Here is a 17,429-nt window from a genome sequence, read left to right as displayed (position 1 = left end):
GGAGACGGCCATCCGGTTCCGGGCTTCGGCGGGCCGGGGACAGGTCCTAGGGTTGGCCCGTGCTGCATCTACGTGTGATCAGTCCGCCGGAGCTGTCGGACAGGGTGCTGGAGGTGCTCGACGGATGCGTCGGCGTCGCCAACATCGTCGTGTTCCCCGGCGCCGCGCGCTCTCCCGCCGGTGACCTCGTCCAGTTCGACATCGCCCGCGAGGCCGCCAACGAGGTGATCGAGCGGCTGCAGGAGCTCGGCCTGCACACGGAGGGCTCGATCGCGGCCGAGCAGATCGACCTGTCGATCTCGGAGGTGGCCGAGCGCGCCCAGGAGGAGGCGCCCGGCGACAGCGACGACGCCGTGGTCTGGGCGGAGTTCGCCCAGCGGGTCGGCGACGACACCCGGCTCACCTGGGCCTTCCTGACGTTCCTCGCGATCGCCACCCAGCTCGCGGCGATCGGTGTGATCGTCAACTCGCCGATCCTCATCGTCGGCGCGATGGTGATGGGGCCGGAGTTCGGCGCGATCGCGGCCATCTGCTTCGGCCTGCTCCGTACCGACCGGGACCTCATCGGCCGCGCGGCCAGGACCCTGGTCCTGGGCTTCGCCGCCGCCATCGCGATCACCTTCGCCTGCGCGCTGGCCTCGCGGGGGCTCGGCTGGATCGGGGTGAGCTCGCTCGGGACGGGGCACGAGGAGATCGAGTTCATCGTCAAGCCCGACAGGTGGTCGTTCATCGTCGCGCTGCTCGCCGGGGCCGCCGGGGTGCTCTCGGTCACCGCGGGCAAGTCCTCGGCCCTGGTCGGCGTCTTCATCTCGGTCACCACGGTCCCCGCCGCCGGATACTTCGCGGTCGCCGCCGCGCTGTCCCGCTGGGACGACATGGCCGCCTCGGCCGTCCAGCTCGGGGTGAACGTCGCGGGCATGATCATCTCCGGCGTGGTGACGCTTCTCGTGCAAAAGGCCTACTGGTCCCGATTCGGCATGCGGCTGCCGGCACGCCCGGGTGGAGGATAGCGGCTGAAAAATTGCCCTTTCGGACGAGGGGCGACTCCTTCGCATGACGGAGGTGCGCCCCTGTGGCGACGGATAGTGTCCGAGCATGACTATCCTCGCCACCGAGGGACTAACCAGACGTTTCCCCCGGGTGACGGCGCTCGACCAGCTCACCGTCACCGTCGGCCCCGGCGTGACCGGCCTGGTCGGCGCCAACGGCGCGGGCAAGTCCACGCTGATCAAGATCCTCCTCGGTCTGCTCGAACCCAGCGCGGGCAGTGCCCGGGTGCTGGGAATGGACGTGACGACCCAGGGCGCGGAGATCCGCCGGACCGTGGGCTACATGCCCGAGCACGACTGCCTGCCACCCGACCTGTCCGCCACCGAGTTCACCGTGCACATGGCCCAGATGTCGGGCCTGCCGCGCACCGCGGCCCGCGAGCGCGCCGCCGACGTCCTGCGCCACGTCGGGCTGTACGAGGAGCGCTACCGGGCGATGGGCGGCTACTCCACCGGCATGAAGCAGCGCGTCAAGCTGGCCCAGGCCCTGGTGCACGACCCGCGCCTGGTCCTGCTGGACGAGCCCACCAACGGCCTCGACCCGCGGGGCCGCGACGAGATGCTCGCGCTGATCCGCAGGATCGGCTCCGAGTTCGGCATCAGCGTGCTGGTCACCTCCCACCTGCTGGGCGAGCTGGAGCGGGTCTGCGACCACGTCATCGTGATCGACGGCGGCAAGCTGCTGCGCTCCTCGTCCATCGGGGAGTTCACCCAGATCACCCAGACCGTGACCGTCGAGGTCGAGGAGGGCCAGGACGCGCTGGCCGCCCGCCTGACCGAGCTGGGCGAGACCGTCACCCCGCACGGCAGGATGCTGCTCGTCCACGTCCGCGCGCCGGAGACCTTCGACGCGCTCCGCGACGCCGTCTGCGAGCTCGACCTCTGCCTCGTCCGCGTGGAGCAGGGCCGCCAGCGCATCGAGGACGTCTTCAGGGAGCCCGTCAATGTCTGAGCCCACGGGTGTCATCCACGACATCGGATACCGCCACTACGAGGGGGCGCGGCTCGGCCGCGGCCACGCCACCGCCGCGCTCACCCTGCACAGCCTGCGCGGGATCTTCGGACTCGGCCGCACCGCCCGCTCGAAGATCATCCCATTCGCGCTCCTGGCCGTCATGCTCCTGCCCGCGGTCGTCTCCATCGCGATCATGGCGCTGGCCAAGCAGGAGGGGATGCGCTACACCGAGTACGCCGTCATCATGCAGGCCGTGCTCGCGATCTTCCTGGCCTCGCAGTCGCCGTACGCCGTCGCGCCCGACCTGCGCTTCCGGGTGCTGCCGCTCTACCTGTCGCGCCCGGTGACGATCTGGGACTACATCGGGGCGAAGCTCGCGGCGATGACGACCGCCATGTTCCTGCTGCTGGCGGCCCCGCTCACCGTGCTCTACATCGGTGAGGTGGTCATCGACCTGCCGGGCGACACGCACACCGCCGAATACCTCACCGCCATGGCCGGAGCGGCCGGATACGCGCTGCTGCTGGCCTGCCTGGGCGTGGCCATCGCCTCGTTCACCCCCAGGCGCGGCCTGGGCGTGGCCTCCGTCATCGCCTTCTACCTGCTCGCCTCCGCCGTGTCGACCGTGCTGTTCGCGACGCTGGAGTCGATGGGCGACGACACCGCCGCCTCCTGGGCGTGGCTGATCAACCCCTTCTTCCTGGTGGACGCCGCCGTACACGTCGGGCTCTTCGGGGCGACACCCACCGCGGGCGTCGTCTACCCCCCGGACGGCGGAACCCTGGTCGCGGGAGCGATCATGATCGTGCTGATCGCCCTGTCCCTCACGGCCCTGATCGCGCGCTACCGTAAGGCGGCCTCCCGATGAAGATCGAACTGGCCCAGGTGTCCCGCTGGTACGGCAACGTGGTCGCCGTCAACGACATCACCATGACCGTCGGCCCCGGCGTCACCGGGCTGCTCGGCCCGAACGGCGCGGGCAAGTCCACGCTGCTGCACATGATGGCCGGGTTCCTGGCCCCCTCGGGCGGCACCGTCACCCTCGACGGCGACCGTATCTGGCGCAACCACCAGATCTACCGCTCCATCGGCCTGGTCCCCGAGCGCGAGGCCGTCTACGGCTTCCTCACCGGCTGGCAGTTCGTGCTGTCCAGCGCCAGGCTGCACCGCCTCCCCAACCCGGACGACGCCGCGCGCAAGGCACTCGCCCTGGTGGAGATGGAGAGCGCCAAGGACCGCAGGATCGAGACGTACTCCAAGGGCATGCGACAGCGGGTCAAGGTGGCCGCGGCCCTCGTCCACGACCCGCAGGTCCTGCTGCTCGACGAGCCGTTCAACGGCATGGACCCGCGCCAGCGCCTGCACCTGATGGACCTGGTCCGCACCATGGGCACCGCGGGCAAGACCATCCTGTTCAGCTCGCACATCCTGGAGGAGGTGGAGCGGGTCGCCCAGCACATCGAGGTGCTGGTCGCCGGGCGCCACGCCGCCTCCGGGGACTTCCGCGAGATCCGCCGCCGGATGACCGACCGCCCGCACCTGTTCAAGGTCCGCTCCAGCGACGACCGCCGCCTGGCGTCCGCGCTGATCGCCGACGCCTCCTCGGGCTCGGTCTCGCTGACCGAGGCGGGCCTGGAGGTGCACGCCGTCGACTTCCGGCGCTTCACCCGGCTGCTGCCCAGGGTCGCCAAGGACGCGGACATCCGGATCCTGCAGGTCTCCCCCGCCGACGAAGACCTGGAGAGCGTCTTCTCCTACCTGATCAACAGGAGCAGCTGACCATGAACGGTGTCATCGCCGGAATCTCCTACCGGGCGCTCCTCGGCCGCCGCCGGATCTGGCTGCTGGTCATGCTGCCCCTGGTGCTGGTCGCCATGGCCGTGCTGCTGAGGTTCATCGGCGCCGCCGACGAGCGGAGCGCCGTCGCGCTCATGCAGACCTTCGCCATCGGCACCATGCTGCCGCTGCTCGGCCTGATCGCGGGGACCGGGGTGATCGCCCCCGAGATCGACGACGGCACGATCATCCACCTGCTGTCCAAGCCGATCTCCCGCCCGGTGATCGCCCAGACCAAGTTCGTGGTCGCCGCCTCGATGCTCGCGCTGTTCGCCGCCGTGCCGACCTTCGTCGCGGCCTACATCCTGGTCAACCTCGAATCCGGCATCGCGTACGGCTTCGCGCTCGGCTCCCTCATCGGCGGGATCGCGTACGCGGCGGTGTTCATGCTGCTGGGCGTGCTGACCCGGCACGCGGTCACGATCGGCATCGTCTACGCGCTCGTCTGGGAGGGCGTGGTCGGCAACTTCGTCCCCGGCGCCCGCAGGTTCTCCATCCAGCAGTGGGCCCAGACGATCGCCGACCAGCTGTCGTCCTCGGCGTTCTTCTCCACCGAGATCACCCTCGGCTTCGCCGTCCCCGCCCTGGCCGTCGTCACCGTCGGCGCGGTCCTCTGGGCGGGCAGGCGCCTGCGGAGCTTCTCCCTCACCGGCGACGAGTAGCCCCGCCGCCCCGGCGAACCCGCGAAGGCGGGTCAGGGCGAGCGGGTCAGGCGGGCGTGGTGGCCGGCGCGGCGTCTGGCGCGGCGAGCGGCCAGCACCCCTGTCAGCACCAGGACCAGCAGCCCGCCACCCACGTACCACAGGCGGTTGACGGGGGGCGTGGCCGCACGGGCGGCCTCGGCCTCGGCCGCCGCGCCGGCGGGCAACCGGTCGGAATGGGTGGCGCAGACGATGGGCCTGCCGTCCCTCATCGCGCTCGCGCAGGCGACGGTGGCCAGGCGCAGCAGGTGGGCCGGGGTGTCCTGCACCTCGGCCGTGGTGTGGACGGTGGCGTTCCTCCCCGCCTTCAGGTCGACGGCCCAGGTGACCCGCCCCGGCCGCGCCTTCCCCCCGTGGTCCGCCGAGACGAACCGCAGACCGTCCGGCAGGCTCTGGCTGAGGTGCAGCCCGCGGGCGTCGGTCGTGCCGATGTTGCGGAGGGTGACGGTGTAGGTGAGCCTGTCCCCCTTCTCCGCGCTGGTGCGGCCGTTGTCGACTCCGATGCTGAGCGTGGGAGGTCCCACCTCACCCGCGCTCACCCCGCCCTTGGGTTTCCCGCCGCCCTCGTCGCCGGGGTGCGGCGCGCTCGGGAACCCCACCGGCGAGTACGAGAACGCCGGCGGGGCGGCGAGGAAGAGGGCCAGGACCGCGCCGAGCACGCAGCCGGTGGGACGGGTTACCGCCATGATTTCTCCTTCACGTTGCCCATGTACCGGGTGAGTGGTGTGTGCGGTGAGAAGCCGTTCGCGCCCCCCGCCCCCACCGGGGGCGGCGCGTCATTTGGCCGTCGCGACATAGGTGAGCGTCGCCGAGTAGCTGCCGATCGGGATGAAGGGGATGTCGGCCTCGAAGTCGTTGACGATGGCGTCTCCGTTGGGTGCGGACGCGACGTCCTGTTCGTGGACGAGCACCGGGGTGACGGGCGAGATGTCATGGAAGACCGACGTGCCGCTCTCGCGCACGCGCAGGTTCCCGACCGGGATGGTGGCGGTGTTGCCGGGCTCGTTCGAGGTGAGCTCGGTGGAATCCGCCCGCACGGTGACGATGTAGCCGTCGAAACTGTTCGTGATGACCGTCATGCTCACGGCCCCGTTGTTCCTGACGGTCGAGTTCGGACGGCCGGCCATGGTGAAGGCGCTGGTCAGGTTTTCGAGGGTGATGCTGGTGGGGGTCACGGCGATCAGGACGGAGCAGGCGGGGTCGGTGCCGCCGACGGGGCAGGTGCTGCCCGTCGTCGTCGAGGTGACCCGGTTGTCGAGCTCGGTGTCCCCGGTGTCCGGCTCGTCGGCGGTGACGCTGAAGGTCACGACGGCGCTGGCGTCCATGGGCAGGTCACCGGTCCAGGTCAGCGTCGGTTCCGTGTAGGTGACGGTGCCGACGGTGGCGGCGGCGTCCCCGTTGTACGCGGCGTCGTCCAGCACCCCCGCCAGCGCGTCGGCGAACGTGGCGCCGGTGTAGGGCGTCTCGCCGGTGTTCGTGGCCGTGATCGTGTAGCGGACGGTCTCCTCCGCGACGACGCTGCCGCTGGTGTCCGCGACCTTGGTGATGGTGAGCTCGGGGACGAGGACGGTCACCGTCGTCGCGCAGCGCGGGTCGGTCCCGCCCGTGGGACAGGTCGATCCGGGCACGGAGGAGACGGCGGTGTTGGCCAGGACCCTGTTCCCCGACCCGGGGTAGGCGACGTCCACCGAGTAGGTGATCGTCACCGTGGCGCCGACCGCCAGGTCGCCGCTCCAGGTCAGGTTCGGCTCGGCGTAGGTGACGGTGCCGACGGTGGCGGTCGCGTCCCCGTTGTACGCGGCGTCGTCCAGCACCCCCGCCAGCTGGTCGACGATCGTGGCACCGAGGTAGTCGGTCTCCCCGGTGTTGACAGCGGTGATCGTGTAGCCGGTGGTACCACCGGCGACGACGGCACCGGCACCCGCGCTCTTGGTGATCGTCAGCTGCGGTACGAGGATGCGCACGAACGCGGTGCACTCCGTCGCGGCGCCCACGACGGGGCAGCGGCTCCCCGGGGAGCTGGAGACCGCGGTGTTGCTGAGAAGCTTGTCGCCGAGATCGCCGACCTCGTGCACCGTGACCGAGTAGGTGATCGTGGCGCTCGCGCCGACCGCGAGGGCACCGGTCCAGCTCAGCACCCCGCCGGTGTAGCCCAGGACACCGGTGGTGGCCGTGGCGTCCGCGTTGTAGTCGGCCTCGTCCAGCAACGTCGCCAGCGAGTCCGCGACGCTCGCCGCGGTGTAGGAGGTCTCACCGGCGTTGGTGACGATGATCGTGTAACCGACCGTGTCACCGGGGGTGGCGGTCGGCGCGTCGGCGGTCTTCACGATGTCCAGTTCCGGGATGAGCACGGTGACGCTCGCGGCGCAGGACGGATCGGTGCCGCCCACCGGGCAGGTGCTGCCCGGCGCCGCCGACGCGACGACGTTGGTCATGACCTTGTCCCCGGTGGTGGGGTTGTGGGCGGTCACGGTGAAGGTGAAGGTGGCGGTCGCGCCGACCGCGAGGGCGCCGGTCCAGGTCAAGGTGGGGCTGCTGAACACGAGGGTGCCCGTGCTGGCGGTCGCGTTGTTGTTGTAGGTGGCGTCGTCCAGCACCCCGGCCAGCGCGTCGGTGACGCTGACGCTGTCATAGGCGGTCTGGCCGGTGTTGGCGATCGTGGTCGTGAACCGTACGGTGCCGCCCGGGGTCGTGGTCACCTGGTTCGCGACGGTCGAGACGGCCAGGCCCGGTATCAGGACCGTCACCGTCGATGTGCAGAGCGGATCGGTGCCGCCCACCGGGCAGGTGCTGCCCGGCTCGCTCGACGCGGCGACCGCGGTGAGGAGCCTGTCACCGTTGTCCGGGCTGTCGACGGTCACCGAGTAGACGACGACCTCCGAATCGCCGACCGCGAGATCGCCGGTCCAGGTCAGGGTGGAGCCCGCGAAACCGACCGTGCCCGCGGTGGCGGTCGCGTCTCCGTTGTAGGTGGCGTCGTCCAGCACCCCGGCCAGCGCCTCGGTGACGGTCGCCCCGGTGTAGGGCGTCTGCCCGGTGTTGGTGATCGTGATCGTGTAGCCGACCGTCGCGCCCGGCGTGGTGGTGGCGGTGTCGGCCACGTTGACGATGCTCAGCGCCGGGACGAGCACGGTGACGAGCGTCGTGCACGCCGGGGTGGACCCGGTTGAGGGGCAGGTGCTGCCCAGCGAGTCGGAGAAGACCCTGTTGGTGATCAGCTTGTCGCCCGGGTCGGGATCGAGCACGGTGACCGAGTAGGTGATCGTCACGCTCGCGCCGACCGCGAGGTCCCCGGTCCAGATCACGTCGGGGCTGGTGAAGACGACCGCACCGCTCGTGGCGGCCGCGTCCCCGTTGTAGACGCTGTCGGTGAGCACCGCGTCGAGCTGGTCGGTCACCGTCGCCCCGGTGTACGGGGTCTCGCCGGTGTTGGTCGCGGTGATCGTGTAGGTGATGGTGCCGCCGGGGGTGACCGTGATCCTGTCGACGCTCTTGGAGACGTCCAGGGCGGGGGTCAGCACGGTCACGGTCGAGGCGCAGGCCGGGTCGGTGCTCCCGGTGGGGCAGTTGGTGCCCGGCGCGGCCGAGGTCACGACGGCGCTCAGGATCTTGTCGCCGGGATCCGGATTCAGCACCGTGACCGAGAAGGTGACGACGGCGGTGGCACCGACCGGGAGGGCGCCCCGCCATTCTCCCTGGTTGTTTCCGAGATTGATGGTGAAGCCGCCGATTGTCGCCGTCCCGTCGTTGTTGTAGGTCGCGTCGTCCAGGACGCCGGCGAGCAGGTCGTCCACGACGACGCCGTTGTACGGCGTCCGCCCGGTGTTCGCGATCGTGATCGTGTAGTTCACCGTCCCGGTCGGTACGACGGTGGTGACGTCCGCCGAGTTGGTGATCGTGATCCTGGAGACCAGGACCTCACTGGAGCAGCGGGGGTCGGTGCCGCCGGCCGGGCAGATGGTGCCCGGGGTGGTGGAGGTGACGGCGTTGGCCAGCCTCTGGTCACCGGTCCCCGGGGTGTCGGTCGTGACGCTGTAGGTGATGACGGCCGCCTGGCCGGGGTTGAGAGCCCCGCTCCAGGTGATGGCCTGGCCGCCGAAGGCGGCCGTTCCCCGCGTGGCGCTCACGTCGGCGTTGTAGGTGGCGTCGTCCAGCACCCCGGCCAGCGCGTCGGTGAGGTTCGCCGCCCCGAAGGGGACCTGGCCGGCGTTGGTGGCCGTGATCGTGTAGGCGACCGTCCCGCCGGGAGTGGTCGTGGCCCTGTCGGCGGTCTTCACGATCGTCAGGACCGGGGTGAGGATGACGACCCTCGTACTGCACGCCGGGTCGCCGCCGGCGGGCAGGCAGGTGCTGCCCATCTCCGTGGAGGAGACCGCGTTGGTCAGCAGCTTGCCCGCCGCGCTGGCGTCTCCGGCGGTGACCGAGTAGGTGACGGTCGCGCTCGCGCCGACCGCCAGGTCGCCGGTCCAGGTCAGCGTGGACCCGGCGAAGCCGACCGTGCCCGTCGTGGCGCTCGCGTCCGCGTTGTAGGTCGCCTCGTTCAGCACTCCGGCCAGCGAGTCGGTGACGATGGCGCCGGTGTACGCGGAGTCCCCGCTGTTGGCGATCGTCAGCGTGTAGGCCACCGTGCCGCCCGGAACCACCGCGGTCCTGTCGGTGACCTTGGTGATCGTCAGCCCGGGGGTGAGCACGGTGACGACGGCGGAGCAGCCGGGCGCGGTCGTCACGGGACAGCTGCCGCCCTGCGCGGTGGAGATCGCGGTGAGGGTGAGGATCTTGTCACCCAGGTCGGGGTTGTTCACCGTGACGCTGCCGGTCACCGTGACGCTGCCCCCCACCGGGATGTTCCCAGTCCAGGTCAGCCCGTCGAGCCCCAGCGACAGCGTCCCCGAGGTCGCGGTCTGGTCACCGTTGGGGACGGCGTCGTCGGCGATGTCGGGCCCCTGGAACAGGACGCTGGCCCCGTTGTAGGCCGTCTGTCCCGTGTTGGTGATGACTGTGGTGTAGCGCACCACGCCTCCCGGCAGCGCGGTTGGCGCGCCAGACGTGAGCACGATGCTCAGGGCGGCCAGGGTCACCGTCTCCCCGCAGCGGGGGTCGGTGCTCGCCGCGGCGCAGTTGCCGCCCTCCGAGCTCGACACCAGCGTGTTGGAGAGGATCCCGTTCCCGGCGTCCGGCGCGTTCGCCGTCACCGAGTAGGTGACCGTGGTCGACCCCTCGGCCGGGACGGTCCCGGTCCAGGTCAAGTCGGGCGCGGTGTAGGTGACGGTGCCGGTCCCCGCCGCGGCGTCGCCGTTGTAGGTGGCGTCGTCCAGCACGTCGGCCAGCGAGTCGGTGAACGTCGCGCCGACGTACGGCGTCAGCCCGCTGTTGCTGATGGTGACGGTGTAGGTGACCACCTCGCCCTGCGCGACCGAGGCGGTGCTCGCGGCCTTGTCGAACGTCAGGTCGGTGGCGTCGGTGAGCGTGACGGTGGTGTTGCACCGGGAGTCGGTCCCGCCGGACGGGCAGTTGTTGCCGGGGGTGGCCGAGGTGATCGTGCTCACCAGGGTCGTGTCGCCGGTCACCGGGTTGTTGACGGTGACCGTGAAGGTGACGGTCGTGCTCGCGCCGGGTGCGAGGTTCCCTGTCCAGGTCAGGTCGGTCCCGGCGAAGGAGACCGTGCCCGTCGTGGCGGTCGCGTCCGCGTTGTAGACCGCGTTGTCCAGCACCCCGGCCAGCGCGTCGGCGAACGTCGCCCCCGTGTAGGGGAGCTGTCCGGTGTTGGTCGCGGTGATCGTGTAGGTGATCGTGTTTCCCGGCACCGCCGTGGTCGGGCTCGCGGCACTGGTGATCGTCAGCGCGGGGACGAGCACGGCCACGGTGCTGGTGCATCGCGGGTCACCGCCGGCCGGAGCGCAGTTACTGCCGACGGTGGATGAGGAGATCGTGTTCACCATCGTCTTGTCCCCCGGGTCGGGATTGCGCACGGTGACGGAGTAGGTGATCGTGGCACTCGCCCCGATCGCGAGGTCACCGGTCCAGGTCAGGGTGGAGCCCGCGTAGCCGACCGTGCCGCTCGTCGCCGTCGCGTCCGCGTTGTAGACCGCGTTGTCCAGCACCCCGGCCAGCGCGTCGGCGAACGTCGCCCCCGTGTAGGGCGTCTGCCCCGAGTTGGCGACGGTGACCGTGTACGCGACGGTGCCTCCCTGGACCGTGGCGCCGGTGTCGGCGGCCTTGGTGATCGTCAGGCCGGGGATCAGCACGTCGAGCCGGGCCGTGCAGCGGGGGTCGGAGCCTCCGGACGGGCAGTTGTTGCCGGGAGCCGCCGAGACCAGGGTGCCGGTGACGATGTGGTCTCCGGTGGGCGGGTTTCTCAGCGTCAGGGTGCCGGTGACGGTGACGACGCCCCCGACGGGGATGCTGCCGGTCCAGGTGATTCCCGTGGCGCCGAGGGCGAGCGTGCCCGAACTGGCGACCTGGTCACCGTTGGGGATGGCGTCGTCGACGGTGCCGCCGCTGGCGCTGAAGACGCTGATCCCGGCGTAGGGAACCCGTCCGGTGTTGGTGAACGTGGCGTTGAGGGTGATCGTCGAGCCGGGAGTCGCACCGGCCTGGGTGTAGCTCTGCTCCAGCAGGAGGCGGGCCACCGGCACCGAGACCGCGCACCGGGGGTCGGTGTTGCCCGCCGGGCAGTTGCTCCCCCTCGTGGACGAGACGACGGTGTTGGAGAGCAGGGCGTCCCCCGGGTCGGGGTCGCGCACGGTGACCGTGTAGGTGATCGTCGCGCTCGCCCCGACGGCGAGGTTGCCGGTCCAGGTCAGCGTGGACCCGGCGAAACCGACCGTGCCCGTCGTGGCGCTCGCGTCCGCGTTGTAGACCGCGTCGTCCAGTACCCCGGCCAGCGCGTCGGCGAACGTCGCCCCCGTGTAGGGCGTCTGCCCGGCGTTGGTGACGGTGACCGTGTAGCCGACCGTGGATCCGGGCGTCGTCGTGGTGACGTTCGCCGTCTTGACGGTGGTCAGCCGCGGCACGAGGACGGTTACCGTCACGCTGCACCCGGTGGCGGTACCGCCGGGCGGGCAGGTGCTGCCGGGCGTGCTCGACACCAGCGTGTTGACCATCGTCCTGTCCCCGGGGTCGGGATCGAGGACGGTGACGGAGTAGGTGATCGTGGCGCTCGCCCCGATCGCGAGGTCACCGGTCCAGGTCAGGATGGAATTCGCGAAGCCGACCGTGCCGCTCGTCGCCGTCGCGTCCCCGTTGTAGACCGCGTCGTTGAGGACCCCTGCCAGCAGGTCGGTGACGGTGGCGCCGGTGTAGGCGGTCTCCCCGGTGTTGGTGGCCGTGACCGTGTAGGTGACGGTGTCACCCGGCGTGGTGGTCTGGGCGTCGGCCGCTATCTGCAGGGCCAGCGCCGGGACCAGGACGGTGACGACGCTGAAACAGCCGGGCGCCGTCGCACCGACGACCGGGCAGGTGCTGCCGGGCGCGGCGGACGTGACAGAGCTTCTCAGCGCCCTGTCACCGGTGTCGGGGTTGTTGACGGTGGCCGAGCCGGTGATGGTGACCGTCGCGCCGACCGCGATGTTCCCGGTCCAGATGACCTGGCCGGCCGGGGTCAGGACGATACTGCCCGAGCTGGCCGCGAAATCGCCGTTGTAGGTCGCGTCGTCGAACACGGCCGAGACGTCGATCGTGGCGCCGATACCCGCGTACGGAGTCTGCCCGGTGTTGGCCAGCGTGGTGGTGTACTGGACGACGCCTCCCGGGGTCGTCGTGGCCACGTTCGCCAGGTTGGTGATCGTCAGCTGCGGGACGAGGACCGTCACGCTGCTGGAGCACCGGGGGTCGCCGCTGCCGGCGGCACAGTTGCTGCCGACCGTCGGCGAGGAGACCGTGCTGGTGAGCGTCTTGTTCCCGGTGTCGGGATCGTTGACGGTGACCGAGTAGGTGATGGTGGCGGTGGCGCCGACGGCGAGATCGCCGGCCCAGGTCAGCGTGGACCCGGCGAAGCCGACCGTGCCGCTCGTCGCGGCGGCGTCCGCGTTGTACGTCGCGTCGTCCAGCACCCCGGCCAGCGAGGCGGCGAACGTCGCCCCGGTGTACGGGGTCTGGCCGGTGTTGGTGACCACGACCCGGTAGTTCACGGTCGCCCCGGGTGTCGTGGTCGACGTGTCGGCCGTCTCGGTGATCGTCAGACCGGGGATGAGGACCGGGACGTTGGTGATGCACGCGGGGGCCTGGTTGCCCACCGGGCAGTTGTTTCCCGCCGCGGCGGACGTGATGGAGGTCCGCAGCAGCCGGTTTCCGGTGTCGGGGTTGTTCACCGTGACCGAACCGGTGACGGTGACCGAGGCGCCGAGAGGCAGGTCGCCGGTCCACGTGATGGTGCCGTTGGGGTTGAGGACGGCGCTGCCCGACGTGGCGGCGAGGTCGCCGTTGAACGTGGCGTCGTCCAGCACCCCCGCCAGGGAGGCGACGAAGCTCGTCCCCGTGTAGGGCGTCTGACCCGTGTTGGAAGCCGTGAACGTGTAGTTCACGACCGATCCGGGGGTCGCGCTGCTCACGTTCGCGCCGCTGATGATGGCCAGGGCGGGAACCAGGACGGTGACCGTGACGGTGCACTGCGGGCCGGGGTTCCCCTGCGGGCAGGTGCTTCCCGGGGCGCCGGAGGAGATCGTGTCGACGAGGCTGCGGTCGCCGGTGTCGGGGGTTCGCACCGTGACCGTGTAGGTGACCGTCGCGCTCGCGCCGGGCGCGAGGTTCCCGGTCCAGGTCAGGGTGGAGGCGCTGAACGACAGGACGCCGGTGGTCGCGGACGCGTCGCCGTTGTAGATCGCGTCGTCCAACGTCCCGGCGAGCGAGTCGGCGAACGACGCCCCGGCATAGGGTGTCTGGCCGTTGTTGGTGGCCGTGACGGTGAAGCGAACCGTCCCGCCGGGCGTCGTCGTCGCGGCGTCGGCGGTCTTGACGATGGACAGCCCCGAGACGGTCACCGTGGCGGCGCACCGGGGGTCGGCGCCACCCAGCGGACAGGTGCTGCCGATCGTCGGCGAGATCACCGCGTTGGCCAGCACCTTGTTTCCGGTGTCGGGGTTGTTCACCGTGACCGAGTAGGTGATGGTCACGGTCGCGCCGGCCGGCACGTTGCCGGCCCAGGTCAGGGTCTGGGCGGCGAAGAGGACCAACCCCCCGGTGCTGGTGGCGTCGCCGTTGTAGGTCGCGTCGTCCAGCACGCCCGCCAGCGGATCGGTGACCGTCACTCCGATGAAGGCACTCGCCCCGGTGTTGTTCACGGTGATCGTGTAGCCGACCGTGTCGCCGGGTGCCGCCGAGGAGGAACTCGCCGTCTTCGTGATGACCAGGGGGCCGGTCGTGATGACCAGCGTCGCCGACCTGGTGTCGGCCTGGCCTCCTCCGTCGACCACCCGGAAGGTGACCGGGTAGCTGCCCGGCGTGGTCGGGGTGCCCGACAGCACGCCGGTGGAGGCGTTCAGCGTCAACCCCGGCGGCAGACTGCCCGCGCTCACCGACCACGTATAGGGTGTGACCCCTCCGCTGACGGTCAGCGGGACGCTGTAGGCGACCCCGACCTGACCGGGTGGTGGCGCGCTGAAAGTGAACGTCGGCAACGGCGCGATGACCAGGCTCACCGTCCTGGTGTCGCTCTGGTTCATGGCGTCGACCACCCTGACGGAGAAGGAGAAGGTGCCCCCCGCCGTCGGGGTGCCCGACAGCACGCCGGTGGAGGCGTTCAGCGTCAACCCCGGCGGCAGACTGCCCGCGCTCACCGACCACACGTACGGCGCCGTACCACCGGTCACCGTCAGCGGGACGCTGTAGGCGACGTTCACCTCACCGCTCGGCGGCGCCGGGAACGTCAGTACCGGCAACGGTGCGATGACCAGGGTGACCGCCCGGGTGGTGCTCACGTTGCTCGCGTCGGTCACCCGCGCGGTGAAGGAGTAGGTGCCCCCCGTGGTCGGGGTGCCCGACAGCACGCCGGTGGAGGCGTTCAGGGCCAGGCCGGGCGGCAGGCTGCCCGCGCTCACCGACCACACGTACGGCGCCGTACCACCGGCCACCGTCAGCGGGACGCTGTAGGCGACGTTCACCTCTCCCGCGGGCGGCGCGGCGAAGGTGAAGGCGGGCGCGGCGTTGGGAACGACGGCCGAGGAGGGCAGGGACGCCGGGCCGGGACCCGCCGCGTTCACCGCGGTGACGGTGAACGTGTACGAGACCCCGGGCGTCAGGCCGGTGACGCTCTGGGTGGTCGCGGTGCCGGAGAACGTCTGGGTCGGCTGCGCGACACCGGCGATGTAGGGCGTGACGACGTAGCCGGTGATGGCGCTGCCGTTGCTCGCCGGCGCGGTCCAGGTGAGGTTCGCGGAGGAGGTCCCGGCGGTGGCCGCGGTGATGGTGGGCCGGCCGGGGACGTTGTAGGGGACGACCGCGTTGGAGGCGGGGCTGGCCGAGCCGGTGCCGACCGCGTTCACCGCGGCGACGGTGAAGGTGTAGGTGGCGCCGGCGGTCAGCCCGGTCAGCGTCCTGCTGGTGGCCGAGGCGTCGAAGGACACCGGGCTCTGGGCCACGCCGCCGAGATAGGGCGTGACGACGTAGCCGGTGATGGCGCTGCCGTTGCTCGCCGGCGCCGTCCAGCTCACCGTCGCGCTGGTCGTCCCGGCCACCGCCGTGGGCGCCGTGGGCGTCGCGGGGGCGGAGGTGTAGACGTAGGCCGCGGACGCGGCGAGCCCCTGCGTGACGACGGTGACTCTCACCGTGTCGGCCGAGGCCCTGGCGGGCATCGAGGGGATGGTCAGGGTGCCGTTGCCGTTGTTGACGAAGCAGCCGGTGGTGACCCCCGAGGGGCACGGCAGCAGGACGACCGGGGTTCCCGCCTGCTGCTGGGCGGTGGTGCCGATCTCGATCGCGGTGGCGTTGGCGATGTTCGTCCCGCTCACGGTCACCGCTCCGCCACCGGCGATCGTGCCCGAGGTCGAGCTCAGGGTTATGCCGCTGGGCGTCGCCGGGAGCGTGCCCACGGTCGTCGTCGACGAGTAGGCGGGGTTGGAGTCGACCGACGACGCGGTGGCCACGGTCGTGCTCTGGACCAGCGTCGGTGTGACACCGCTCCCGGTGACGATGCCCACCACGGTGATCGGCGGTAGCGTCGCCGCCACCGGGAACGGGCCGTTGCTGTTGGTACACGTGATGGACCGCCCGGACGGCGCCGCACAGACCCATCCCGTGCCGTACGCGCCCACGGGCACCGTCCCGGCCGGCAGGGTCTGGGTCACCGAGATCGGGGAGGTCTCCGCGATGCCGGCGTCGACGCCCGCGACGACGCTGTAGGTCACGGGGTCGCCCGGCGACAGCGTCGCGGCGTTGTAACTGGTCTGCGCGACGGTCAGCTCGGGAACCGCGCTGATCGTGGCCACCCTGGCGTTGTCGACCTCGTGGAAGTCGGTGATGGAGCCGGTGGAGGCCACCCAGCCGAACGCCAGCTGCCGGGGGATTCCGTTGGCGTTCAGCCAGCCCGCCGGGACAAGACCCGTGGAGACCGTGGGGAGGGCGCCGGTCAGCGTCCTGACCGTGCCGCCCACCAGGGTGGTCACCACTGTGTAGCTGTTGGCCGGGATCGCCAGGCCGGCGGCGGTGGTGAGGACCGTGTTGGTGGGGTTGATGCCCACCTGGACCGGGACGGCCGTGCGAGTGATCGATCTCAGCGCGAGAGGAAGGGCGGCCGTCGTGGTGGCCGTACTGTTGATCGCGCAGTAGCCGACGGTGCCGTTGCCCGGCCCCCGGACGACGATCTGTCCGGGCACCCGGGTGCTGCCCGACCCGATGTAGGCCGGGTTCGTGCAACCGCTTCCCTGGTAGGCGCTGTTGCTGAAGTTTCCGTACACGTCGAAGCCGATGCCGAGATAGCCGTACGCCAGGCCGGCGTTACTGGAGAACGCGGAGTAACCCAGCGCACCGCCCGACTCGCCGATGTTGGCCGGAGACACGGACGTGGCGGGGTTCACCGCGGCCAGGACGAACGTCATCCCGTCGGCCGCCGTCCCGCCGTACTGGTAGGTGTTGAACGTCACGTCCAGCCCCGACGAGGTCGGCACGCTGACCGCGCCGAGAACCCCGCCGACCTTGGTGGTGACCGCGTCCGTCAGGCGCAGTTTGCCCGACCCCGGACTGTCCAGGCTGCCGGCGCAGGAGTGCAGGGCACCCGTGCTGGGATTGCCGGAGGCGGTCAGGCACGCCATGTTCGTGCCCGACTGGCCGGTCGGCAGCGCGGGCAGCACCACGGCGCCGTCCCCGTTGGCCGTGTTGTTGTGGAAGGGCTGGTCGAACACGATCGTGCCGGCCGCCGACGCGGCCATGGGAGCCGGCGCGTCCAGCGTGCCGGCCGCCAGGGCCAGAACGAGCAGCTGGGCGAGTGTTCGCCTGTGCCGCGGCGAGCCTCCGATCACATCCGTGGATCGGCCGGCACCGCCGAACGCCCCCGCCCGGCCCGGAATGTCACTCATCACGGCCACCGGACGCCCACAGGCCGGTTGACCGGGAGATACCACCGAGAACAACGAGGAACAGAAGCACGGTGCGGCACCCCTTCGGTCGATCGCGATGTCGGCGGCCTTCCGCCGTGTTGGGCATCGTGACGACTAGGGCGGCCCAACGGCCACCGGGCTCGGAGTCGTCCAGCACGATGAGTGGCGCTTTGACGGGAAAACCCCTCCGCAACCACCAAAAGTGTCTGATCGGTAACTCAGAGTGTCAATCAACGCGAAGGATGGCGCGGCGCCGGGCAAGATGGACACAAAGTGACAGCTAGAAAAAAGCGCATCGAATAGCGCGAAATACCCTGCGGAGCGGCACCAACCGCTCAAGACCGGTCAGCAAAAACCGATC

7 protein-coding genes are annotated in these 17,429 nt (G+C 70.8%); 5 read left to right on the top strand and 2 right to left on the bottom strand.

Translation table 11 applies throughout. The features are described 5' to 3' along the window. The first annotated feature begins 59 nt into the window (after positions 1 to 59). The 5 genes from OG587_RS12835 to OG587_RS12815 all read left to right on the top strand — a co-directional run bounded on the left by OG587_RS12835 (position 60) and on the right by OG587_RS12815 (position 4,502). Positions 60 to 1,010, top strand: coding sequence for a DUF389 domain-containing protein (locus OG587_RS12835; RefSeq protein ID WP_329090000.1), 951 nt, complete (start codon positions 60 to 62; stop codon positions 1,008 to 1,010). 85 nt (positions 1,011 to 1,095) lie between these two features. Beyond that, positions 1,096 to 2,001, top strand: coding sequence for an ABC transporter ATP-binding protein (locus tag OG587_RS12830; RefSeq protein WP_329089999.1), 906 nt, complete (start codon positions 1,096 to 1,098; stop codon positions 1,999 to 2,001). Continuing rightward, positions 1,994 to 2,872, top strand: a complete 879-nt coding sequence (locus OG587_RS12825) for an ABC transporter permease (protein ID WP_329089997.1) — start codon at positions 1,994 to 1,996, stop codon at positions 2,870 to 2,872. The genes OG587_RS12830 and OG587_RS12825 overlap by 8 nt, the downstream gene beginning before the upstream one ends. Then, the gene (locus OG587_RS12820) at positions 2,869 to 3,783 is read left to right on the top strand and encodes an ABC transporter ATP-binding protein (protein ID WP_329089995.1); all 915 of its coding nucleotides are present in this window, start codon (positions 2,869 to 2,871) and stop codon (positions 3,781 to 3,783) included. Before OG587_RS12825 ends, OG587_RS12820 begins: the two co-directional genes overlap by 4 nt. 2 nt (positions 3,784 to 3,785) lie before the next feature. Beyond that, entirely contained in the window at positions 3,786 to 4,502 is a 717-nt protein-coding gene (locus tag OG587_RS12815; protein WP_329089993.1) for an ABC transporter permease, read from the top strand. Between the two features lie 32 nt (positions 4,503 to 4,534). Here the strand turns inward: OG587_RS12815 and OG587_RS12810 are convergent, their stop codons facing one another. Both OG587_RS12810 and OG587_RS12805 read right to left on the bottom strand, forming a co-directional pair. Then, positions 4,535 to 5,227: a hypothetical protein gene (locus tag OG587_RS12810; protein ID WP_329089989.1), complete on the bottom strand. Its 693-nt coding sequence runs from the start codon at positions 5,225 to 5,227 to the stop codon at positions 4,535 to 4,537. 90 nt (positions 5,228 to 5,317) lie between these two features. Then, positions 5,318 to 17,047, bottom strand: coding sequence for a DUF7927 domain-containing protein (locus OG587_RS12805; RefSeq protein ID WP_329089987.1), 11,730 nt, complete (start codon positions 17,045 to 17,047; stop codon positions 5,318 to 5,320). Positions 17,048 to 17,429: the final 382 nt, after the last annotated feature.

The sequence above is a fragment of the Streptosporangium sp. NBC_01469 genome (assembly GCF_036227305.1).
In the GTDB taxonomy this organism is placed as follows: domain Bacteria; phylum Actinomycetota; class Actinomycetes; order Streptosporangiales; family Streptosporangiaceae; genus Streptosporangium.
Note: the sequence above shows the minus strand (reverse complement) of the source record. Positions and strands in the feature narration are given on the sequence as shown.

Excerpts from the sequence above, each read along its gene's own strand:
- OG587_RS12830 (WP_329089999.1), top strand. The coding sequence starts at position 1,096 with ATGACTATCCTCGCCACCGAGGGACTAACCAGACGTTTCCCCCGGGTG.
- OG587_RS12825 (WP_329089997.1), top strand. The coding sequence starts at position 1,994 with ATGTCTGAGCCCACGGGTGTCATCCACGACATCGGATACCGCCACTAC.
- OG587_RS12820 (WP_329089995.1), top strand. The coding sequence starts at position 2,869 with ATGAAGATCGAACTGGCCCAGGTGTCCCGCTGGTACGGCAACGTGGTC.
- OG587_RS12815 (WP_329089993.1), top strand. The coding sequence starts at position 3,786 with ATGAACGGTGTCATCGCCGGAATCTCCTACCGGGCGCTCCTCGGCCGC.
- OG587_RS12810 (WP_329089989.1), bottom strand. The coding sequence starts at position 5,227 with ATGGCGGTAACCCGTCCCACCGGCTGCGTGCTCGGCGCGGTCCTGGCC.
- OG587_RS12805 (WP_329089987.1), bottom strand. The coding sequence starts at position 17,047 with ATGAGTGACATTCCGGGCCGGGCGGGGGCGTTCGGCGGTGCCGGCCGA.